The following is a 21,989-nucleotide window of genomic DNA, read 5'->3' on the forward strand; positions in this document are numbered from 1 at the left end:
GAACCGGCCCGAGCGCCGCTCCCTGCATCCGTTTTCCGGCGGGACGGCATTCCAGACCTCGATGCGGCCGCCGATTCGAGAGAGCGCGCGGTTCGGCCCGATTCCTGTGCGCTCACTTTGATAGTGCTTGCCGTAAGGAAAGAAGCGAACCTATAAATTGATCGAGCCCCTTCCAGAGTTTCGATCTCCGGCTATTCGTAAGGCGATACAATGAATACACGCTTTCGGAGCATTTCGATCGTCCTTGCGTGTTTGATCGGCCTGGTCGTACTTGCGGTGCCTTTGCCGACGCGGGCGCAGAGCCTCGACAACGTGCTCGGCCTCATCCTGGAGGGCGCCCGCAACCAGGGCCATGGGACACGTCGTTATATCGACCCGCCGGTGCGCGAACGCCGCTATATCGATCCGCCGGTCCGGCGGGACGGCCCGGCCGCGCGGCGCGACGCGGCCGCGGCCGGCGAACCGGCGATGGATCTGCGGACGCGCCGCGGCGTCCAGGCGGCGATGCGGTCGCTCGGCCTCTATGACGGTCCGATCGACGGCGCGCTGGGGCGCGGCAGCCGGGAGGCGATCAAGCGCTATCAGGCGAGCGTCGGCGCGCCCGCGACGGGCTTCGTGACCGAGGGCCAGCTCGCCAGCCTGCAGGCGGGGGTGCCCAACGACGCCGTCGCCGACGATATGGATGGCCCGGCGGCGGAGGGGAAGGGCTTCGACGCGACCGGCGACGGAGCCTCCACCGCCGGCTGGGACGATGCGACATGGCCGGGCGCCGCCCCGCCAGGTGCCGGGCGCGCCGGGCCCGAAGATGCCGGCGACGCGACGACCATCGTCTACGATTTCGACGACAACCGAGTGCATCCGGTGACAGCGGGCGAGCCGTCGCTGATGCATGAGATCGTCCGCCGCATCGTCAAGCAGGCGCCGCAGGTGCTCGACGACAAGGACCTGTTGCGCTTCTGGCTGGACGGCTATCGCTACGCCAACTTTCGTCAGACCGAGATGGCCGCCCTGCTCGATCAGGTGTCGCGAGGCGACGAGTTCGAGAAGGGGGAGGCGCTCGAACGGTTCAAGACAATCCTCGCGGCCGAGGCGACGGATGCGCCGCTCACCGTCGTCCGCGTCCGCTATCTGCTGCTCGGCTCCTATGCCTTCGGAAAGGGCTATTTCCCGCTCGGCGAGACCGCTTCGCGATCGGCCGTCTCGGGTCTGGCGCCCGAGATGGAGGTCGTGTCCAGCGGCCGCCATGCAGCGCTGACCGTCGAGGCCGACGGCTGGTATCCGATCGACCGGCTGCCCTATGCCGAGGCCGAGGCGAAGAGCTTTGTGAAGGGACTGGAAGGCAACCGGCTGATCGCCGTCGCCATGCGTCTCAAGCTGACGGATTTCAGCGCGAGCGACGCGGAGAGCGGCGTCTTCATTCCGCCGATGCGCCGCCTGCCCAATGTCAAGGCCACGGCGGCCATCGAACGGCTCTCCGTCCACTATCCGAACCCGAAGCCCGGCGAGCGCATCGGCGCCCTGATCGCCGATCTGCCCGTGGCGAAAGACGCCGCCCCGGCCGCGCCTCGGCCGAGTTCGGCCTTGCAGAGCTGGACGCTGCTCGGCGTTCCGGCGGCCGACGGCGAGTTGCTTCTTCCCAATATGGGCTCCGATTATCGCGGTCAGTTCCGCGAGAGCGGAACCACGCCGGAGGCGAGTGCCGGCCTGATGCGGGCGCTGATGCTGCGCGGCCTCCGGCAGAACCCGAAGCTCGCCGAAGAGCCGGCGATGATCCACCTCTATTCCTGGTGCTTCCTCGAACCGGCGCAGTACAAGCAGCTCTTTCCGCACGGTCATCCAGGTTTCGGCCTCGCCGACACGCTCGACAGCATCTCGCCCGGCCAGATGGACGTCTTCGCGCGCCGCGAACTGGTAAACGGGTTCCGGGACACCTATCTGCCGCGGCTCGTCGCGATGGCGCCGGAACTGCCGGTGCGCTTCCGCTTCACCGTTCCCTTCCGCATGGGAACCTACGACTTCGACAAAGGCGCCTTCCCGCTCCGCCTCGAAGAGAGCTATGCCGAGACGAAGGATGCCGGCACCGGCGGCCCAGTCGTTCTCCTGCCCTCCGAAGGCGGCAGCGGCGCGGCCTCCTATGCAAGGGCGAAGGGCCGGCTCGCCTTCCGGACGGATCTCGCCGCCCTGCCGGACAAGGTGGCAATGGCGGAGAAGCCGGCGCGCGACTTCCTGGCCGCCGTGCGCCGGCAGGCCGGCGACCGGCAGCCGACGCTCTTCGCCGCGATCACCTTCGAGGCCGCCAGCGGCGACGTGCCGGCGGTGGCCAGCCCGATCGAATCCTATGTCAACTCCCTGGCGGAGGCTCAGAAGCTGCCCCAGGCCCTGCGCCACGGCTATGCCGACGCGCGCTTCTCCGGCAAGGTCGTCCGGCTGGCCCTCTATCTCGACCCGCAACTGCGGCGGCTGGTGCGGGAGATCGACCTCACCCCCTTGCGCCAGGCGGCGCCCAAGGCCCCGGCCCTGCCGGACGACGGCATCGACCCCGCGGACAGGGTCGGCGACCGCCAGCCTTTGAATCGCTGGAATCTCCTGGCGCTCGGCGCACGGCAGAGCGGCGCCGAGGCGGAGATCGAGTCGATCCTGCAGGACACGCGCGACTATCGGGAGGCCAACGAATTCGACCGGAACGGCGTCATGCAGACGCTGCGGGGCAAGCTCGGCGTCTCGCTGCCGCGACCGGGAAGGGATCTCTATCTTTCCGGCGTCGCGACCCTCGGCGAATATGACGAGACGCGGCAGGGCTTCGCGATCCGCGACTTCGCTCTCACGACGCGGGAAGATACGCGCGCGCCGATGCTCGACGCCCAGCGCTTCGATGTACGCATCGCCAATAACGGCTTCCTGCAATTCCTGCCGATGGCGCCCGACGCGGCGAGGAGGCTCGTCGCCGGCAGCGCGAACCGTGTCTTCCCCGCCCTCCTGAAGGTGCGGCCGGCGGAGGTCGCCACCCTGTCCCGGCCGAATGGCTCGCCGTCTCAGCTGCGCTTCGCGATGATCGCCGAGGAAATGCTGCTCGTCGATGTCAAGACCGAGCGGCGTGTGCTGGCGCGCCGCGCCACGGATGCGGATCGCGCTCTCGCGACCATCCCGTCGCTGGCGACGCCGGAGACGGTGCGGCTCGCCGTCTCGCCGCCGATCATGCCGCTGAACGACGAGACCATGGCGCTCGTCACCTTGCGTGAGACCGGGCGCGACCTCGACGACGCAACGCTTCGCTGGCTGTTCGCGGCCCGCATCGAGGCCGAGCGCCAGGGGTCGAACGATCCGGTGGAGCGGCTCGACCTTTCCCCCTACGGCCGCTTCTTCTCGGCGGCGACGGGCGAACTCGACGAGGCCGCGATCAACCGCCTTTTGCCGGTATTCAAGGCTTGGACCGTCCAGCGGATCGCTGCCCTGCCGAACCGCTTCCGTATGGTGTTCACGCGCTCGCAGGCGGCTTCGGTCAGCTTCACGACCGACATCGCCGGAATGTCGTCCGATTACGATCCGGTGCTCGAAACGCTCGGCATCACCCGGCAGGCGTTCCAGGCCGCCCAGACCGCAGCCTATGCAAAAGCCAATGGCGGCGAACCACCACGCTCGATCGGCGGCTCGGTCATCGCCCTGCGCGGCCCCTTTCGCAAGGATCGGACCGCCGCGCTGATGCCCCTGCCGGAGATCGCCGTGCCGGATGCCGCGCGCGCGCAGTTCTCCGGCTTCGTCCTCGATTTCGTCCTCCGCCGCGTCGAGAAGGGCGAGGTGCGGGACGGCGACGGCGCTCTTCTCGCCTTCGATGCCGCGCCGGATGAGGTGCGTTGGTACAAGGACCCGAAATCGGCCGGCAAGCCCTGGCCGCAGCTTGCGATCTCGAAGGTGGAGCCGGTGCCCGAACGCCAGCCCGTCCCGTCGGCCCGGCTGGACATCGTCGGCCTGACGCTGGGGCTGGCCCAGGACGAGGCGGAAAGGCTCATCGAGCAGCACATGACGGTGGGCCAGGTGCTGGAGATCAAAGGCGAGTCGCGGGGGCCGACCGATGTCGGCGAAGCGGCGCGTCTCTATATCAGCGCGGACGGGACGGATTTTATCAGCGTCCTCTATGGTCCGACGCTGCTGCCGGCCAAGGTCTACGGCATCGCCCGCACCCTCCACATGCCGGCGGGCTCGGTGGCGGAAGGGCCGCTCTGGAACGCTTTGACGAAGAAATACGGCGAGCCCTCCGTCGCCGGCCGGCACGAATGGGGCCGGAGCGCCGATCTCTCCAACTGCACGAGCGGCGGCGCGCCCGATTTTCTCGACTGGCGCCAGATGCCGCTCTTGAAAGGCCCGCCCATCCTCCAGACGATCGGCGGCGAGGAGCTTGGCTCTTCGCCGGAGACGATCCGGCAAGCGCTCATCGCCCGGCGCATCTACAGGCTCGCCTTCGATCTCGGCCTTCCCGCATCCACCGACTTCAATGCCTGCGGTCCGGTTCTGGCGGCTCGCGTCGACATGCTCGGCATCGCCAAGTTCGGCGGCGAGCCGGAACTTCCCGGCGGGGCGACGACGACCCTCTCAACGCGCCTGATTGACCATCTCGCGCATCGCCGCGCGATGGAGGAAGCGGCGAAGACGGCGGCGACGCAACCGCTTCCGACGGCCGACGTGAAGCTGTGAGGCCGTGCGCCGGCCGCCGGTCGTTCCCACCACCGGCGGCCTTGGCGACGATGCGACGGTCAGACGCCTATGAGCCGACACCGCTTCGGATCGGCGATGCGAGCGGGCCTCAGTCCTTACCGCGGAGCATCTTTGCCGGACGTCACCCCAAGCGAAAATGGCAAGCGGCGGGCGAGCGCCAGCCTGGGCAGTCAGCAGCGGCGCTGCTCGTCGGCGTGATCCACGTCCATGAGCGCGCCAATCGGCACCATCTTCCCGTCGGCGAGGTCGCGAACGATGTCGGCGATTTCCTTGCGCAGGATCTTCTCGACCTTGGCCGCGGTGGCGACCGCGACAGAGGGCGCGGCTTCGACATGAAGGGCGAGCGTCTTCGTCCGGACGGCTGAGAAGCGCTTGGTCATGCTGACCGCGATATCGGCGATGTCCAGCACGACGCCTTTCTTGCGGTCCTGCTGCACGTGGATCTTGAGCGTCTGATAGGTCGCCGTGGATCAAGAGCTGCAAGGCAGCAAGGCTGAAAGAGTCCACAATCGCGAGCTACGAGAGCCACGTTCGGTTGCACATCGTACAGTATCTTGGCGCGGTGAAGCTGTCCGCTCTCACCATGCCGCTCATCCGGGGTTTCGAGGATGAACTCCGGAAGGCTGGCCGATCGCAAGCCATGACGCGGCGAGTATTGGTCAGCCTCGGGACTCTCCTTGCCGACGCGCAGGAACGTGGCCTCACGGCCCGAAATGTCGTGCGCGATATCCGGGGTCGAAGGAAGGGCAAGGACGAACGCCAGGAGAAGCGCCATAAGGGCCGTCTGAAGGTTGGGGTGGACAATCCCTATCCGTGATAAGGTGAAAGCGATCGTAGGGGCTCTGGAGGGGCGCTGGCGCCCTCTCCTACTCACGGCGATATTCACCGGCCTGCGCGCCTCTGAGCGTCGCGGCCTGCGCTGGACCGATATCGACTTCGCCAAGCACGAGTTGAAGGTTCACCAGCGCGCAGATCGCTTCAAGGTCATCGGAGCACCGAAGTCCACGTCGGGCGAGCGCACGGTACCGATCCCGCCCATCGTCGTGAACGCGCTGAAGGAATGGAAGCTGGCTTGCCTTAAGGGTGAACTTGGCCTCGCCTCCCCGAACAGTGCCGGCAAGGTGGAGGAGCACGGCAACATCCTGAAGCGCGGACTCCAGCCGACGCTAATCCGGGCGGGCGTCACGATGGACAGCGGCGAGAAGGACGCGGACGGCAACCCGATGCTGGTGGCGAAATATCCGGGCCTGCACTCACTCCGGCACTTCTTCGCGTCCTGGTGCATCAACCGCAAGGAAGATGGCGGGCTCGGCCTGCCGCCGCAGACGGTCCAGGATCGCATGGGCCACTCGACGATCGCGCTCACGATGGACCGCTACAGCCACCTCTTTCCGAAGGGTGACGACCGCGACGAAATGGCTGCTGCCGAGGCCGCTCTGCTGGGCTGACGCGACATGGATGCGACATGGGACGCTGAAACGCCTATGCGGCAGGGTATGGCATTCTATTTGTAAACCGAAGGTCGGGGTTCAGTCCCCCTCAACCGGCACCGTCCAAGTCTTGCTCGGTCGTCGAATTCCGGTTCTTTCGGCGACGCAGCGGAATCGATCCCTGAGCGTGTTCGGATCGCATGGGTTGCACGGCCGTGCGATCCCTTTGTCCAGCCATCAAACAAACCGCGTCTCGAAGCTATTCACCCGGGAAGCGCGGTTGTCGAATCGGCGTGACCTCCGCTGATATGCCGTAGCGGAATGTCCCGCCATTCGAGATGAGAAATCCCCGATGATCCGTCGCGCCCTAGCACTTGTCGCCGCAGGCCTCCTGGTTTCGGCCTGCAACACCACGTCCGGAACTTCTTCCGGAGCCACGGCGGCGACCGCCGCGCCGAGCGCCCAGTCGGCTTTCGTCGGCGATTGGTCCGGCAAGTTCGCGACCGGCAATTCGGTGCGCGTGACGATCTCGGGGAGCGGCTCGCCGACCTATTACTACAACGGCCGGATGAACGCCGTTTCCAGCTTCAAGGTCAGTGGCGATACCATGTCGTTCCGCGTCGGTCGCGGCACGGGTCTGGTGACGCTCAAGGCGCCGGCCGGAGGCAAGATGGCCTATATCTATCAGGAAGGCGGCGAGACCCATCCGCTGACGCTTTCGAAGAGCTGAACCCGTCGGCATGCGGCGCGGTCGCGCCGCGCATGCCATCCCGGCGACCGGCGGCTGCGGGGCGGCAACGGCGGGTTGTCCCGGCCGGGCCCCGATGGCGTTGCCGCGACCGCGTGGGTCGAGGCGCGGCCATCGGCCGTTCAGGCCGGTTCGGGATAGAGCCGGTCGAGCGCCAGCATGGAGACATAGGGCGAGAAGCCGTCCTGCCGTTCGAGCGCATAGAGGTCGCGCACGGTGGCGGTGTCGCCCATGTCCCAATAGTCGAGCGTCGCGAGACGCAGCGCCGGATGGACAGCGCGGGCGGCGCGCAGGCGCTCGGCCTGCCAGGTCCAGTCGCTCTCGCTCATCCGCTCGTAGCGCCGGTCGCGAAAGCTCCAGCGGGCGGCCATCGCCTCGGCGAGAAGGATGTCGATCTCCCCGGCCACCTCCGGCAGGAGCGCATAGCCCCGGTTCAGCATCAGAAGCACTGACGGAAAGCGCCGGCGGATGTCGCGGACGAGCGAGATCGCGGCGGCGACCATGCCGGCGGCGCCGATCGGGTCGGCGCGCTCCATGGCCTCGGCATTGTCGAGCGTGTCGAAGAAGAGGCCGTCATAGCCGAGGTCGAGCAGGGCCGGGACGAGGCGATCGAGTACCATCGCCGTCCAGCGCGGATCGCGCAGGTCGATGTAGCGGGCGTCCGGCCAATGCACGTTGCGGATGCCGAGGAGGCCGAGGCGCCGCAGGTCCTCGGCATAGGGCCGTTGGTCGGCGACCTCGCCGAGGCTGAGATAGGCGAGGACCCGGCGCCCCTCGCCTCGCAGCCGCGTCAGATCGTGCCCGTGATCGGCCTCGAGGACGAGAAGATCGAAGCGCGGGGCAAGATCCGGGTCCGGCGCCGGCCCGTAGTCCACCGCCCAGCGGAGCATGGCAGGCAGCGCCGGCCGGACCGTCGCCGCTTTGGCGCCGGCCCGGCCGAAGACGGCGCCGAGGCCGAGCGCTGCGGTGAATCGGCGTCGCGTGATGCTCACACTCCTCGAACTCCGGCACATCGGATGGCGGGCGCCCGGTCCGGACGCCCGACCTGCGCTCCGCTCAGAGAACGAAGTCGGAGGCGGTGAGCACATGATGGCCCTGCAGGGCGATCTGGAATTCCGGCAGGGTGACGAGACCCGTATTGCCGGCGATCACCGTATATTCCACGCCCTTCACCGTCTCGTAATGATAGTTGAGCTGGGCCGGGCCGGTGATCGCCTGTCCGGCCGTCGCGAGGAAGGTGAAGGCCTGATCGCCCTTCGTGTAGATATTGGCGTCGATCGCCGAGACGTCGATCCGATCGACGCCGTGCACGAAATCGGTGATCACGTCGCGGGTCGAGGCGGTGATACCGCTGTCGAGCGTGCTGGTGAAGACGAAGGTGTCGCGCCCGGCGCCGCCGGTCATCGTGTCGGCGCCGGTGCCGCCGTTGAGGATGTCGTCGCCGGCAAGGCCGTTCAGCACATCCTTGCCACCGAGGCCGGTGATCGTGTCCTGCTCGTTCGTGCCGGTCAGGACGTCGTTGGTGCCCTTGCCGGTCAGCGTTATGCCCTTCACGTCGCCGACGGTGATCGCCAGGGCCTGGCTGCCCTGCGCGCCGCGCGAATCGACGGCGCCGACGATCACATCGTAGACATTGTCCTTGCCGGCATCGAGCGGCGTCTCGTAGTCCGGCGCGGCGCGGAAGGCGACGGCGCCGGTCTTCGCGTCGATCGAGAACAGGGCGGCATCGGCGCCGCCGAGGATCTTGTAGACGAAGCTGTCGCCGGCCCCGGCATTCGCGTCGCTCGCGTGCAGCGTGGTGACGGCCGTCTGGTTCTCCAGGATCTTCAGCGCGACGCGCGCGCCGCCGCCATTGCTGTCGATCACCGGAGCGACATTGGCGGAATAGCTGATCTTGACGTCGTGCCGGCCGATCGCACCGAGATCGAGCGTCGCGAGCTCGCCCTGTTTCGAGGCGACCGTCGCGCCGGTGACCGAGACCCAATCGGTGCCCTCGGCCCGCAGGTCGACCACCACCTTGCCCTCGCCCTGGGCGGAGAAGGACAGGTTGCTGCCGTCGCCCGAAACCGAAAGCAGTTCCGCCCGCATCGGCAGCGCGGTGATATGGGTGACGTCGTCGGCCTTGGCGCCGAGCGTGATCGTATAGGAGCCGCCCGCGCTCGGCAGGAAGACGCTGTTGTCGTCGAAGGCATACCAGTTGCCGACATTCTTCACGACCTTAGCGCCCTGCCCGCCGACATCCAGCGTGAAGGTGCCGATGCCGGAGCCGCTCACCGTGGCGGTGATCACGTCGCCGCTGACCGTCGAGGTGACATTGGCCTTGGAGAAGGCCTGGATGCGATGCGCGAGATCGGCCACGGTGACGAATTCCGCCCCGCTCGCCGCCGCCCGGGCGATCCAGGTCTCGAACATCTCCTTGGTGTAGGGCGAGGCGACGCCCTGATCGAGCGACCAGGTGGTCGGGCCGTAGTCGTGCCAGGGCCAGACGACGATGGGCGTCTGGCCCTTGGCGGTCAGCGCCTGCCATTCCTGGTCCCAGATCGCGGCGGCCTCGGCCGGCGTATGCTTCTGGAACTCGACCAGCGTGAAATCGAAGGACGTGTTTGGGGCGATATAGGGCTTGTCGGCCTGGGCGGGCGTCAGGAAGCCCATGGCGTTCGGATAGCCGGCGCCGACGCCGGAATAGCCGCCGGTGAGATAGGAGACGTATTTCAGGATCTCGGTCGAGGTCGGCAGCTTTTCCGGTGCGCCCGGCACGGCCGCGCCGTCGATGGTGAAGGGGCGGCCGAGATAGGCCGACATCTGCTTCTCGATCTCTGCCTTGCTCTGCCCGAACTCGAAGGCGATCTGCTCGGTCGTCAGGAGATTGGTGTTCTCGGGATGGGTATAGCTATGCGTGCCGATCTCGTTGCCGGCGGCCAGCAGATGGGCGAAGTACTTGTAGGAGACGGACCAGTCCGTCGCCATGCCGTTCGCCGCGTCGTTGCCGACATTGACGTAATAGCTGCCGACGAAGCCGTATTTCGCCTTCCAGGCGTCTAGGATCGGCAGCAGCCTGTCATAGATGCCGGCGCTGCCGTCCTCGGGCTTCACCTCGTCCTTGAACTGACTCTGATCCATGTCGGTGCGCGAGGCGACGATCGAGCGTTCGCGCGTCATGTGCAGGCCGACCGAGATGCCGGAGCCATGCACGCTGTGGTCGATCGCCTGCCAGAGGACATTGCTGTCCGACATCTTGGCCGGAGTGGAGAAGAGGATGTTGTGGCCGTCCGGCCCGCCCGTCTGCACCGCATTGTAGGTGACGCCGTCCACGATCTGCGTCGCCACCACCTTGCCGCTGCCCGACAGGCTGGCGAAGGCGTTCCAGCCGACATTGGCATAGTGGCGGACGAGCTCGCCATCGGCGAAGTTCTTCAGGACGTCGTGATTGGCATCGTTGGCGATGAAGTCGATGCTCTTGCCGGTGCCGCCGCCGACGCGCGTCGCATCGAAGAGCAGCTTCATGCGCGCGTAGGAGTCGCCCGGCAGCGCCGCGCCCTTCTCGTCGTTCGTCATGAACTCGCCGCCCGAGATCAGGCTGACGCCATATTGCTTGGTCACCTGTTCCAGCGTGTTGGCGATCTTGGTGACGAGGCTGGCCTCGACATTGCGGAAGGACGGGAAGACGATCGCCTTGTACTGAGCGAGCTTGGCGACATCCGTCAGATCCTTCTCGCTGATCACGTCGAAGGGCACGCCCGCCTGCATCGCCTGGTTCTGCGCGGCCATGAAGAGCTGCGAATAGGCGGTCTTGTCGAAATAGTTGTTGGCGGTCGATTCCGAATAGAGGATCGCGACTCGCGTCGGCTGGTCGGTCGGCAGTGTCGGCGCGTCGAAGACCGTATAGGGCGTCGCCGAGTAGCTGCCGGGCAGGAAGACGGAATCGTTCACGTCGTAGAGCGTGTCGATCGCCTGCGGATGGCCGATATCCGCCTTGTCCACCTTGAACTCGACCGTCATGTGATCGGCGCTGAAGGCGGCCGTCAGCCCGGACTTCACCAGGGTCTCGCCGACCCCGCCCTTGTAGAGATTGACCGTGCCGTCGGCGAGGAAGTTGACGTTGTATTCCGCGCCACCGGCGAAGCCGAAGATCTTGTAGCCTGTCGTCGCGTCGCGATCGGTATTCAGCCAGGCGGTCGTGTTGGCGCCGATCGCGAGCGGCGCGTGGATCGCGAAGACGAAGCTGTCGCCCTGGGCGCGCCCATAGACCGAATAGCCGGTGACATCACCGCGATCGATGCGATTCGCTTCCTTCCAGTCCGACAGATTGCCGTCGATGTTGATCAGCGGAAGTGCCGATGCCGAAGCATTGGACATGACAGACTCCTACCCGAATGTCGCAAGTCGAAAGTGCTTAACAAACCGTTAGGCACGCATGAATGAAGTCTTGACGAAAATCAACGGATGCAACGCGATAAAAATCTGACGCGAATATCATCGTTAATATTCGGCTTTTGTCTTGATTTTTAAATACGTTATCGTTGTGGGCCAAGGCGCTCCAGCGCCGGTTCCAGCACTTACACGAGGATCGAATCGAACGATCGGCATGCTGATCGCGCCGGAAGGCAGCGAACCGGAAATACTTGGCGCTTCAGGGCGTTGTCAGATCGGCGGCCGTAAGGGCACCGGCGGCCGAGGCCGGGACGAGGCGCACCACGTCGCCGGGGCGCAGCAGCGTCGCCGAATCACCTTTGAAGGTGCGCACGCCCTCCGCCGACATGCGGACGATCTCGACCGGATAGGCCGCCGGATCGTCGCGCGCCGGATCGCCGCCGAGCACGAGAGCGAGGCCGGAGGCGCTGGCCGCCACCTGGCGCAGCCGGGCGATCTCGCTGGTCAGGCGCAGCAGTTCCTGCGCGGCTTCGGCCCGGGCGCCGAGCTCGACGCGCTCCATCCGGGCCTTGAGCTCCGTCAGGCCGCGCTCGCCGTCGCGAAACTCGGCGCGCAGCTGCGTGCGTTCCTGTTCGAGGCTGGCGATCTCGGCGCTGCGCGCCGCGATGATGCCGGTCTTGCTGAGGCGGGGGTCCGGCTCCGTCGCCTTGGCGATGGCGGCGCGACGCTCACCGATGTCGCGCTCCGTTCCCACGATCGCCGCTCCGAGATCGTCCTGCTTGGCGCGGGCACTGGCGAGCGCGTCGGCGAGCTTCTCCCGCTCGTGCCGCCGCAGGGTCCGCGCGTCGCCCTCCGCGAGGGTCTCGGCGCGCAGAAGGTCCGCCGCGCCGGCCGCGCCGACGAGGCGCACGAGTTCGGCCGGCGCCACGGCATCGCCGCCGAAGCGGACGGCTTCCAGCCGCGCGCGGCGGGCGAGAAGCTGGGCGAGTTCCTGCGCCGCCGTCTGCGAGCGCTCTTCCTCGCGTCCGACTTCCGCCAGCGGCGCGGCGGCGGCCGATCGGCGCTCCATGCCGCCCGCCAGCGCGATCGCCTTCAGCGCCAGCATGCCATCGGCATAGGGATAGGCGCCGGGCGTGCGCACCGGCCCGAGCACATAGACCGGCTGGCGCTCGACGATGGCGACATGAGCATCGCCTGCCCGATCCATGGCGTCCTCATAGGCCTTGCGGATATCGGCCTCCACCGCCTGCGGCTCGCGCCCCTCCGCCGCGATGCGGCCGAGACGCGGGATGTTCAGCATCCCGTCGGCGCCGATGTCGTAGTCGGCCGTGAGGTCGGCGCGTTGATAGAATCCGCCGCTCGGCGCGTCCGCATCCTCGCCGGCCGGCATTTCCAGGGCCTCGAAGAAGGTGATGCGCAATCGGTCGCCGATCGCATAGGCGCCGGGCGCGACGGCGGGCGCCGCGAGCCCCTGCCGTTCGGTCTGTTGCGGGGCCGGGCTGCCGGCGGCGAGCGCCGCGAAGCCGCTCGCGAGGAGGAGGGCCGCCGCGAGCGCGGCGGTGCTGCGTCTTCTCATGTCGGAGCCTTTCCTGATCGGGGGAGATGATGCGCCAGTCCGGCGAGCCGTGCCCGCAGCGCGGCGAGGACCGGCGGCCAGCGCGACGGCGCGCGGACGGCGGCGGGCTTCGGCCGCCGCGCCCCGTCGAGCGCGCGTTCGAAGGTGTGGAGGGTGACGCGTTCCAGCGCGTCGTGCAGCAGCGCGACGGCGAGGACGGCGGCGACGGCCGCCGCCGCGAGCGCGCCGAAGCCGTAATAGATCTCGCCGAGACGCAAGGTGACGACCGCGCCGGCCGCGTTCGCCGCGAGAAACGAGACCTGCGCGAGAAGGAAGCGCTTCTCCTGCCCGAGCAGCAGCAGAAGGGTCGTCGCGGCGAAGAAGACGGTGGTGAAGAAGGCGCCGAGCGCGCCGTAGCGTAGAAGCGCCACCTGCTGGAAGAGAAGGCCGGCCGGCGCGACGAGCGCCGGTGCGAGCATGACGACGATGGCCGAGACGAGGGCCTGGACGAGAATGAGGCGCAGCAGCAGGCGGTTCGTCGCCTCGGTCAGCGCCCGGCGCTCGGCCTCGATCCGCGCCAGCGTGCCGTGGCCCTCGATGGTTTCGAGAAAGCGGCGCATGGCGGCGAAGACGCCGGTATCGACTGCTCCGACGAAGAGCACGAGGCCGGGCAGCATGGTCAGGCGGGCGACGAACATCGCGCTGTCGTAGAAGGGCGCCGTCGGCAGGCCGCTCGCCGAGACATGGCCGGCGGGACCGAGCCAGAAGATCCAGGAATCGATCCAGAGCGCCACGACGGATGCCAGGGCGCCGAGGACCACCGCCCTGCGGGCGGCGAAGGTGCCGAGAAGGAGGCGGAGCGGCGCGGCAAGGCTCGTCATGGGCGCGGGAAAGGTCGCGAGGATCCGTGCCGTGAGGAGCAGTCCCGCCAGCCAGAGACCGGCGGCGAAGGCAAGCGCCTGGACGTCCGCCCCGAGCCCGTGCTCCGCGGCGAGAAGGGTCGCGGCGACCGAGAGGCCGAGCCCGGCGACGAAGGCGCGCGTGATCGCGCCGAGTTCGCGGATGGCGTTGCCGAAGGCGGCGGCCGGCCAGACGCCGGCGGTCGCGGCCGTCGCCGCGCAGCCGGCGAGCAGCCCCTCGCCGCGCCAGCCGAAGACGAGACCGAGGACGACGAAGGCCAGCGCGGCGCCCGCGAGCGTCGCGACGAGCTGCGTCGCGAGATAGACGGCGCGGATGCGGCCCGGCCGGCCGAGATAGAGATCGTCGGCGCAAAGCCGCAGGCCGGCCGTCACCACCGGCCCGGTGGCGAGCAGCGACAGGCAGAAGACATGGATGATCAAGCTCTGCAGGTCGTAGGCCGCCGCCTTCGAGGCCGGCAGATAGGCCTGGACGAGCTTCAGCGCGAGAATGGTCAGCAGCCACGGCCCGGCGGCGACGAAGGCGCCATGCCCGGCCGAGGCGACCGGCCGCAACAGCCCCTCCTCCCGCGCCATCCTGCGAAGCTCGAATCCGATGCCGGCCATGGGTCAGGCCGCCTTCGGCACGAGCGTGCCGTCGTAGAGCCGGCGATAGCGGTCGGCCGATTGCTGCGAGGCGTAGTCGCGGTGCACGCGGCGCCGGAGATTGGCGCCCAGCCGCTCGCGCAAGCCCGCGTCCGTCAGGAGCCGGGCGACCGCCTCGCCGATCTCGTCGGCGGCGAGGATGTTCGTCACATAGCCGCCGCGCTCGGACTCCGGATCCTCGTCCGGCGAGCCCTCGATCATCTCGCGGCAGGCGCCGACATCGGTGGTGACGCAGGGGCGTCCGGCCGCCCCGGCTTCGAGCACGGTCAACGGCTGCGCCTCGCTGAGGCTGGTCAGCACCACGACATGGGTGGAGGCGAGAAGCTGGCGCACGTCGACGCGGCCGAGGAACTTCACCGTGTCGCCGAGGCCGAGACGCTGCACCAGCTCCCGGCATTCCGCCGCATAGGCGGGGTCCTCGTCCTCCGGCCCGGCGACGAGCACCTGCGCGTCCGGCACGGCGCGGCGGACATGGGCCGCCGCCTCGATATAGGTCTTGATGTCCTTGATCGGCACGACGCGGCCGACCAAAGCCGCCGTCGGCGGCGCCTCGGGCGGTGCCGGCGGAATGGTGCCGAAGCGGTCGAGCTCGATGCCGTTCGGAATGACGACGAGCCGCGCTTCCGCCGCGCCGAGCGCCCGCTGCATCGGCTGGTTCTCGCCGAACAGGGTCGTGATGCCGTCGCAGGCGGCGTAGCAGCAGCGGGCATAGCTTTCGAAGGCCATGATCCAGAGATCGCGCAGGTCGGTGCGCCGGCCGGCGATGGCGAGGCCCTGGTCGACCGTGTCGACCATCCAATCCGCCATCAGGATCTCGATGCGCCGCTCGTTGGTATAGATGCCGTGCTCGGTGATCAGCACCCGTTCCGCGCCCTCGATCGCGGCGCGCGCGGCGAAAAGGCCGGCATAGCCGGTGGAGATCGTGTGATAGGTCCGCGCCGCCGGCAGCGGCGCCTTCAGGACGGCGAAGAGCCCGCCCATCAGCGCCTGCCAGGCCCAGAAGAAATCCTTGAACGAGCCATGTGGCATGATCTGCCGATAGGCCTCGCGGCAGACGGCGAAGGCATGGTCGCCGCGATCGAGGACGGCGAGCGGGATCGGCTGGCGCTCGTCGTTGACGAGCCGCAGGATCGCCGCCAGCGTCGCGAGCTCCCCCCGCCGCACGAATTCGACGAGAAGCGTCGCGAGGCGCTCCGGCGCCGGATAGCGGCGGGCGCGCCAGCGGGCGGCGGCCGGCGGCGCGTCGCCCATCACGATCTCTTGGAAGCGCACGAGATTGGGGCCGAACTTGTAGCGCGCCGTCCGCCCCTCGCCGGGCGTCACCAGCGAGACCGCGCCGAAGCGGGTTTCGGGGATCGAGCGGATCAGCCAGTCGATCCAGGTCGAGACGCCGCCCGCGACATGCGGATAGCAGCCCTCGACGATGAGGCAGACATCGGCGCTTTCGCCGGGAATGCGGTCGAAGGCGGGAATGCCGCTCATCGCGCGCCCTCCGCTTCGCCCGCCTTGGCCGCGTCGAGTTCGCGCAGCCTTGCGACGGCGGCGGCGGCGGAGGCGCGCACCGCCACGTCGCGGCTGCGCAGCGCCGTCTGCATCACGGCCTCGGGCGCGGGCCTGCCCTGCTTCACGAGAAGGCCGAGCACGGTCTGCCGATCGTCGACGCTGCGCCCCGCCATGACGGCGGCGAAATTCGCCGGGGGCGAGCCGGGGCGATAGGCCCGGCCCTCGACGATGTCGCGATAAAGGATCTCGGCCGGATCGGCCTCGATCCGACCGGAGAGCTGCCGATACCAGTTCCCCCGCGCTTCGGCGTCGTCCGGCGCGGCGCGATCGGCGAGGCAGATCACGAGCGAGGCGAGACAGCCGAAGGGGCCGAGCACCAGGAGCCCGAGGCCGAGAATGAGCGCCGTGCCGCGATCGCCCGTCACCCGCGCGGGCAGCGCGACCAGAGCCGCGCCGAGCGCCAGATGAAGCGCCAGGAACGCTCCGGCGCCGAGGATGCCGGAGCCGAGGGCGGCGAGGAGCAGCGCGTCGAGCCCGCTCGCCGCCAGGGCGACGAGCGCCAGCGCAACGACGGGCGGCCGCGACCGGACCTCGGACGCCATGGCGATCTCGGGCGTCATTCGGCCGGGCCCGCGACGAGATAGGCGGGCCGACCGTCCTTCGCCCGGCCGACGACGAGCTGCGGACCAGTCTCGGAGTTGGCGGCGGACAGCGTGCCGATGCGGATCTCGATCGGTTCGGCGTGGGACAGGCGGAGGCCGGTCGCCGACCGCCGCGATTCGTTCGCCGCCAATGGCCCGTCCTGCGGCGCCGCGAAGGCGATCTCCTGTTCCAGAAGATCGATCTGGTCGCGCAGGCTGCGCGCATAGTCGGCGATCACCGCCCGCTGCTTTTCGGCCCGCTCGGTGCGCTCGGCGAGTTCGATCCGCAGCGCGGCCTGTCGGTCGCGATAGGCGCCGATGGCGAGCGACGCGGCGAGCCAGAGCACCGGCTCCTTCCAGAAGCGCAGGGCGGCGACATAGGTATCGACATCCGCCGGCGACAGGCTCGGCTCGAAGACCCAGAGCATCACGGCGCCGAGGATCGAGGCACTGACGGCCGGCACCGTGCCGTGCAGCACCGCCATGGCGAGCACCGGAATCCAGATCGCGCTCGGCGAGAACCGGAGCAGCGCCGCGTCGGGCGGGAGGAGGAGTTCGATCGCGAGGAGGCCGGCGAAGAGCACCGCGAGTTCGACGGCCCAGGCGGCCGGGGCGAGCGCCCGGCGGACGGCGCCGACCGGCACGGCATCGCTTCGGGTCACGGATTCGACGCTCATGACTTCGCTTCCTCGTCGGGATCGGCAGCGCGGATCAAAGATGGATGTTTCGGCGGGTCGGAAGGCCGTGGGGTCCGCCGCATCTCGGTGCCGGTCTTCGCTTCGACCGGATCGAGGGCTTCGAAGGCTGCCTGCCGCGCCGCGGGCTCGTCCTCGTCCTCGCCGGCCTGCAGGAGAAAGCGCCGCGCGGCCGCCGGGTCGTGCTCCAACCGCGCGAGGCGCGCCGCGAAAAGCGGCTCCTCGCGAAGGATCGACGGCGTCAGCCAGGGGCGGACCGGCGCGATGACGCCATAGCCGCGCCGCTCGAACAGGGCGGCGGCCAGCGCCGCCGCGCGCTGCGGCGACGCGGCGCTTCCCGAGGCGAGACGGCGGACCTCCGCCACCGCGCAGCCGAGGTGGTTCGTGGCAAGGGCGAGATCGGCATAGAGCCGCATGGCCTTGCGCAGGCCTCGGCGGTCGGCGTCGCCGAGCCCGGCCTCGAGGAGGCGCGTAGCGAGGTCGAAGCGTCCCCTTTCGCCCAGCATCCAGGCGATGGCGGACGCATCGCCGCCGTCGGGCCGGGGCGCCGTGGCGAGCCGCAGCGCCTCGGCATCGGCCCCGGCCAGCGCCAGCGCCAGCACGAACTGCGCCTGTTCGCCGACGCTAAGACCGTCCGCCACGCGATCCACCCCGATCACCGCCGCCTTCGCCGCCTGCCCGCTCGCGACGAGCGCGCGCATGTAGAGCGACAGGGCCTCGCCCTCCGCCTCGATCGAGGTTTCCGGCGATCCTTCCAGCATCCGGGCGGCCTCGGCATCCTGGCCGTCCGCCGAAAGAAGATGGGCGGCCCGCAATCGGAGGGCCGGCGACAGCGCGGAGGCCGGCGCGGTGAGGAGCACGCGCCGTTCGTCGGCGAAGCGTCCGTCCAGGCGATAGAGCCGGGCGAGCGTCTCGAAATCGCTGCCGGTGCCGTCGATCGCCGTCAGGCGCTCCAGCATGTCCCGTTGACGCGGGAAGTTGCGGCTGTCGCCGAAGAAGGCGGCGGCCTTGCGCAGCATGGCGGTATCGTCCGGCCGCTCCCGCAGGAAGTCGAGCAGCCGGGCTTCCGCGCGCGCGGGATCGCCCTCGCTCCGATCGAGCTCGAACAGACGCGCCAGCACCGGCGGCTCCGCGCCCCCCGCATTCGACGCCGCCTCGCCGAGCGCCGCCGCGCTCGCCACGCGCCCGTCGCGCGCCAGCATCGTCAGACGCTCCGCCGTGCCGGGCACGAGCAGCAGGCCGGCGCCGAGCGACAGAAGGGCGAGGCCGGCGATCACGAGACGCGGCGACGGCCTCATTGCACGGCCTCCGTGGCGTCGCGGCGCGTGATCGCGATCTCCAGCGGCGAACGCGCGTCCGCCGAAAGCGACACCGAAGCCACGCCATCGGCATCGGCGAGCATCTCCGCTTGCGCCACGACACGGCCGTCGCGGCGCGCGGTGACATGCCAGGCGCCGGCAGGCATGCCCGCCCAGAGGAAGTCGCCTTGGCCGAACCCTTCCGCCGTGAAGGCCAAGCGGTCCCGACCCCGCACCAGGCGGCTGATCTGCCAGCGGCTTTCCGTCAGCGCCGCGTTCGCAAGATCGGCGGGCTCCTGCGGCATGCTCCGATCCCTCAGCGCCAGCGTCGCGACCGGCACGTCGGGATCGAGAGAGACGTAGAGCCGGTCGCCGACGCGGTTCGAGCCGAGAACACCGTGGCTGCGCGGGAGATCGACGGTCTGGTCCGGCAGGGCATCGAAGCGGAGCGTGCGCAACGCGCCGCGATGCTCGATCCGCCATGTCGCGACATCGAGCGCGACGATCCGGGTCGTGAAGAAGCCCTCGACCATCGCGGCATAGAGCGAGCTGCGGATCGGCGCGAGCGGCGCGGTCTCCGCCCAGGACAGAAGCTCCTTCACGGCGCCGAGCGAGGCGGCGCGCGAGGCCGAATAGGCATGGAAGCCGAGGCCGACGCCCTTCAGCCGGCGCGGCTCCTCGGTGCGCCGGAAGAAATCGGCGAGACGCCTATAGGCGCCGAACTGGTCCGTCCAGGATTTCGTATAGCTGTTCTCGCTGCCGGCCAGCGCATAGACCTGCCGCTCGGCCCCGACTTTCCGCGCCAGCGGCGCAACATCGGCGACGGACGACCGGCTCGGGTCGAAGCGCATTTCGCCGCCGCTCAGATTGCCGATGCCGGCCTCGCGCGTCGCCCGGATCGCCGCTTCGCCGGGCAGCGCGTCGCCGCTCCAGAGATAGAGCGCCGGCGCCTTACCGGGAGGCGCGAGCGTCGCGGTCTCCCGCAAGGCGCCGGCGATTTCCGAATCGAGGTCGAAGGCGGTTTGCAAATAGGCGCGGGGCAGATCCCGCCCATCGGCGACGAGACGGTTGCGGGACCCCGAGCCGGTGACCGCCGCGCCGATCCGGCCGAAGACGCCCCGCGAAGCGCCATCCGCCGCCGCGACGAGCCGCAATTCCTCCGCCCGGTCGTAATGATCGAAGAAGCTCCAGCGCAGCGGCCGGGTCGCGGTGGCGCTGGCAACCTCCACCTGCGGCAGGGCGAACAGCGCCCGCGCCGCGTCCCGTGCCCGCTTGCCGCCGCCGAGCCCGTCTTCCAAATCTCCGAGCGTCACGCCGACCGTGATCGGCAGATCGGGAAAGGCCGCCACGAGTTCCCTTGTGGCAACTTCGGCGGCGATCGGCCGTCCGGCCTCGTCCGCGCCGATGGCGGAACCATCGTTCCAGCCATCGCCCGCCATCTGCGCGACATAGATGCGCCGGCCGGAAACGGTCGTCACGTCCGGGATCGGAAAGCGCGGCACGCCGAGCGCGCGGTGGACGAACTCGAAAGGATCGACAATCCAGCGGGTTTCCCGAAGAACGGGATCGACGCTCGCCAGAACGCCGCTCGCGGCATAGGCGCCGCGCGGACCGGTGGCGAGAACGGTGCTGCGCACCCTTCGGCCGAGAAGCTCCGTCTCGTATTCGAGCGCCACCTCGGCCCCGCCGCCCCGCCGCCGCGTCACCAACGGATGGCCGGGCGCGATCGGATTGACCTCGCTCTCGAAGCCGACCAGCCGCCGGTCCAGGGTAACGATCCGCGACGGCGCGTCGGCGCCGACATAATCCGAGGTCAGGCGCAGGCCGAGTCCATCGAGAACCGGAGCCAGCGAGCGGCGATTCGCCTCCGTCAGCGGCCCGCCGAATTGGCCGAGGACGAGAATGCGCGGCACCGTTCGCGCCTGCCGGCCGAGCCAGGCGAGATAGCGCGAGGAGTCGCGGACATCGTAGGTCAGCATCGTCAGGATCGCGGCGGTGCCCTCCAGCCGGTCCGGCTGCGGCAGACCCGTCGCGAGATCATGGTATTCCACGACATAGCCAAGATGATCGAGGATCGATTCCGCAAGGGCATGAACCTGCGTATCTGTCGGCGTCGGCTCGACGGCCCCGTCATAGAGCGCGAGAATCCGGCGCGGCACGACCGCCTCGACGCCCTGCGCGCCCGCCGACAGGGTGATCGATAGCTGCGCAAGCACAAAGAAGAGGCAGCCGGCGACGACCCGCATTCACGCACCCCGATGGAATTTTGGGCAGGCTTTACCCAAAATTAACCGCACTGCCTATGCGCATCGACTCAGATTTTCTTAGAACTTGAATATAGTTAGCGATTTCTCGTGTTTTTCCTTTATGTTGCGGGATGTTCTATACGTTAACCCTCGATTGCAAAGAGCGACCCAAGGTTGACGTAGCGTCCGCCAAGCCGCCCGGAAGCGCTCCACCGACCGGCCGAATCGGCCGAACGCCACCCGCCGCCTCGCTCGGGACGCGAAGGCGCAGCCTCGGGCACGGCGGAAGCGCGGCTCCTCGCCCTCCGCCGATTGATCACATCCGGCGAGCAGCTATAATCCGGGGCGTGCCGGCGGACCGGATGCCCTCCCTCGATGCTTGAGGGATCCCGCCAATCCGGCACGTCGAACCCTGCCCTTCCGCGTCGGCGCAGGGGCCAAGCCGCGCCGGAGCCGATGCAGCGATCCCTGTCTTCGATTTGCTTCGTGGCGAGCGATGCGCCCGCCGCCCGCGAGGCACGCCAGCGCCTCGTCGCCCTTTATGGCAATGTCGAGCCGGCCGAGGCCGACGTGGTCGTCGCGCTCGGCGGCGACGGCTTCATGCTTCAGACGCTGCACCGCTTCATGGATACCGGCATCCCGATCTACGGGATGAACCAGGGCACGATCGGCTTCCTGATGAACGAGTTCCGCGAGGCCGACCTGCCGCAGCGCCTCGCGGCGGCCTCGGAACATTTCATCCGGCCGCTGGAAATGGTCGCCACCGATCGCGACGGCAACGAGCATCGCGCGCCGGCGATCAACGAGGTGTCGATCTTCCGCCAGTCCTATCAGGCGGCGCGGCTGCGCATCATGATCGACGGGCGGGTGCGGCTGGAGGAACTCGTCTGCGACGGGATCATGGTCGCGACCCCGACCGGCTCCACCGCCTATAATCTTTCGGCCCAGGGCCCGATCATCCCGATGGACGCGCCGCTCCTCGCGCTGACCCCGGTCAGCGCCTTCCGCCCGCGCCGCTGGCATGGCGCTCTCCTGTCGAGCCGGCAGGTGGTCGAGATCGAGACGCTGGAGGTCGAGAAGCGGCCGGTCAATGCCGTCGCCGACCATGTCGAGGTGAAGTCGGTGATCCGCATCGTGGTGCGCGAATCGACGACGCTGTCCGCCCAGATCCTGTTCGACGGCGACCATTCCTGGGACGAACGGATCATCAACGAGCAGTTCCGCTTCTGA

Annotated in this window: 13 protein-coding genes and 1 pseudogene; 4 read left to right on the plus strand and 10 right to left on the minus strand. The window is 68.8% G+C overall.

What is annotated here, in order from left to right:
* Positions 1–252 precede the first annotated feature (252 nt).
* Positions 253–4,689: a peptidoglycan-binding protein gene (locus IEY14_RS03180; RefSeq protein WP_188906746.1), complete on the plus strand. Its 4,437-nt coding sequence runs from the start codon at positions 253–255 to the stop codon at positions 4,687–4,689.
* Between the two features lie 191 nt (positions 4,690–4,880).
* On the opposite strand, the gene IEY14_RS03185 is transcribed toward IEY14_RS03180, so the two are convergent.
* Positions 4,881–5,147 carry a hypothetical protein gene (locus tag IEY14_RS03185; RefSeq protein ID WP_188906747.1) on the minus strand — a complete coding sequence of 89 codons (267 nt, stop codon included), beginning with the start codon at positions 5,145–5,147 and terminating at the stop codon, positions 4,881–4,883.
* A 29-nt stretch (positions 5,148–5,176) separates the two neighbouring features.
* On the opposite strand from IEY14_RS03185, the pseudogene IEY14_RS26370 reads away from it, so the two are divergent.
* Positions 5,177–6,158, plus strand: a pseudogene (locus tag IEY14_RS26370) (tyrosine-type recombinase/integrase); the annotation flags it as partial.
* Positions 6,159–6,492: 334 nt separating this feature from the next.
* Positions 6,493–6,870: a hypothetical protein gene (locus IEY14_RS03195; protein WP_188906748.1), complete on the plus strand. Its 378-nt coding sequence runs from the start codon at positions 6,493–6,495 to the stop codon at positions 6,868–6,870.
* Between the two features lie 140 nt (positions 6,871–7,010).
* On the opposite strand, the gene IEY14_RS03200 is transcribed toward IEY14_RS03195, so the two are convergent.
* The 9 genes from IEY14_RS03200 to IEY14_RS03240 all read right to left on the minus strand — a co-directional run bounded on the left by IEY14_RS03200 (position 7,011) and on the right by IEY14_RS03240 (position 20,759).
* Positions 7,011–7,880 (minus strand): glycoside hydrolase family 191 protein, encoded by an 870-nt coding sequence (locus IEY14_RS03200; RefSeq protein ID WP_210318261.1) that lies wholly within the window; start codon positions 7,878–7,880, stop codon positions 7,011–7,013.
* A 64-nt stretch (positions 7,881–7,944) separates the two neighbouring features.
* A complete protein-coding gene (locus IEY14_RS03205) occupies positions 7,945–11,244 on the minus strand; it encodes a M10 family metallopeptidase C-terminal domain-containing protein (RefSeq protein ID WP_188906750.1) in 3,300 nt (1,099 codons plus the stop codon).
* Between the two features lie 274 nt (positions 11,245–11,518).
* A complete protein-coding gene (locus IEY14_RS03210; protein WP_188906751.1) occupies positions 11,519–12,835 on the minus strand; it encodes a polysaccharide biosynthesis/export family protein in 1,317 nt (438 codons plus the stop codon).
* A complete protein-coding gene (gene pelG, locus IEY14_RS03215; protein ID WP_188906752.1) occupies positions 12,832–14,337 on the minus strand; it encodes an exopolysaccharide Pel transporter PelG in 1,506 nt (501 codons plus the stop codon). Before pelG ends, IEY14_RS03210 begins: the two co-directional genes overlap by 4 nt.
* A gap of 3 nt (positions 14,338–14,340) precedes the next feature.
* The gene (pelF, locus tag IEY14_RS03220) at positions 14,341–15,858 is read right to left on the minus strand and encodes a GT4 family glycosyltransferase PelF (protein ID WP_188906753.1); all 1,518 of its coding nucleotides are present in this window, start codon (positions 15,856–15,858) and stop codon (positions 14,341–14,343) included.
* Positions 15,855–16,481 (minus strand): hypothetical protein, encoded by a 627-nt coding sequence (locus IEY14_RS03225; RefSeq protein ID WP_188906754.1) that lies wholly within the window; start codon positions 16,479–16,481, stop codon positions 15,855–15,857. The genes pelF and IEY14_RS03225 overlap by 4 nt, the downstream gene beginning before the upstream one ends.
* A gap of 14 nt (positions 16,482–16,495) precedes the next feature.
* Complete coding sequence (locus IEY14_RS03230; RefSeq protein ID WP_188906755.1) at positions 16,496–17,197, minus strand: hypothetical protein; 702 nt, start codon at positions 17,195–17,197, stop codon at positions 16,496–16,498.
* Positions 17,194–18,513 carry a tetratricopeptide repeat protein gene (locus tag IEY14_RS03235; protein ID WP_188906756.1) on the minus strand — a complete coding sequence of 440 codons (1,320 nt, stop codon included), beginning with the start codon at positions 18,511–18,513 and terminating at the stop codon, positions 17,194–17,196. Before IEY14_RS03235 ends, IEY14_RS03230 begins: the two co-directional genes overlap by 4 nt.
* Positions 18,510–20,759, minus strand: a complete 2,250-nt coding sequence (locus tag IEY14_RS03240) for a polysaccharide deacetylase family protein (RefSeq protein ID WP_188906757.1) — start codon at positions 20,757–20,759, stop codon at positions 18,510–18,512. The genes IEY14_RS03235 and IEY14_RS03240 overlap by 4 nt, the downstream gene beginning before the upstream one ends.
* Before the next feature lie 456 nt (positions 20,760–21,215).
* Between IEY14_RS03240 and IEY14_RS03245 the strand changes: the two genes are divergently transcribed.
* Positions 21,216–21,989 (plus strand): NAD kinase, encoded by a 774-nt coding sequence (locus tag IEY14_RS03245; RefSeq protein WP_188906758.1) that lies wholly within the window; start codon positions 21,216–21,218, stop codon positions 21,987–21,989.

This window comes from Aureimonas endophytica (assembly GCF_014642635.1).
Lineage (GTDB): Bacteria > Pseudomonadota > Alphaproteobacteria > Rhizobiales > Rhizobiaceae > Plantimonas > Plantimonas endophytica.

What these genes read in the sequence shown, in the direction of transcription:
- IEY14_RS03195 (WP_188906748.1), top strand. Translation starts at nt 6,493, where the DNA reads ATGATCCGTCGCGCCCTAGCACTTGTCGCCGCAGGCCTCCTGGTTTCG.
- IEY14_RS03205 (WP_188906750.1), bottom strand. Translation starts at nt 11,244, where the DNA reads ATGTCCAATGCTTCGGCATCGGCACTTCCGCTGATCAACATCGACGGC.
- IEY14_RS03210 (WP_188906751.1), bottom strand. Translation starts at nt 12,835, where the DNA reads ATGAGAAGACGCAGCACCGCCGCGCTCGCGGCGGCCCTCCTCCTCGCG.
- pelG (WP_188906752.1), bottom strand. Translation starts at nt 14,337, where the DNA reads ATGGCCGGCATCGGATTCGAGCTTCGCAGGATGGCGCGGGAGGAGGGG.
- pelF (WP_188906753.1), bottom strand. Translation starts at nt 15,858, where the DNA reads ATGAGCGGCATTCCCGCCTTCGACCGCATTCCCGGCGAAAGCGCCGAT.
- IEY14_RS03225 (WP_188906754.1), bottom strand. Translation starts at nt 16,481, where the DNA reads ATGGCGTCCGAGGTCCGGTCGCGGCCGCCCGTCGTTGCGCTGGCGCTC.
- IEY14_RS03230 (WP_188906755.1), bottom strand. Translation starts at nt 17,197, where the DNA reads ATGAGCGTCGAATCCGTGACCCGAAGCGATGCCGTGCCGGTCGGCGCC.
- IEY14_RS03235 (WP_188906756.1), bottom strand. Translation starts at nt 18,513, where the DNA reads ATGAGGCCGTCGCCGCGTCTCGTGATCGCCGGCCTCGCCCTTCTGTCG.
- IEY14_RS03240 (WP_188906757.1), bottom strand. Translation starts at nt 20,759, where the DNA reads ATGCGGGTCGTCGCCGGCTGCCTCTTCTTTGTGCTTGCGCAGCTATCG.
- IEY14_RS03245 (WP_188906758.1), top strand. Translation starts at nt 21,216, where the DNA reads ATGCAGCGATCCCTGTCTTCGATTTGCTTCGTGGCGAGCGATGCGCCC.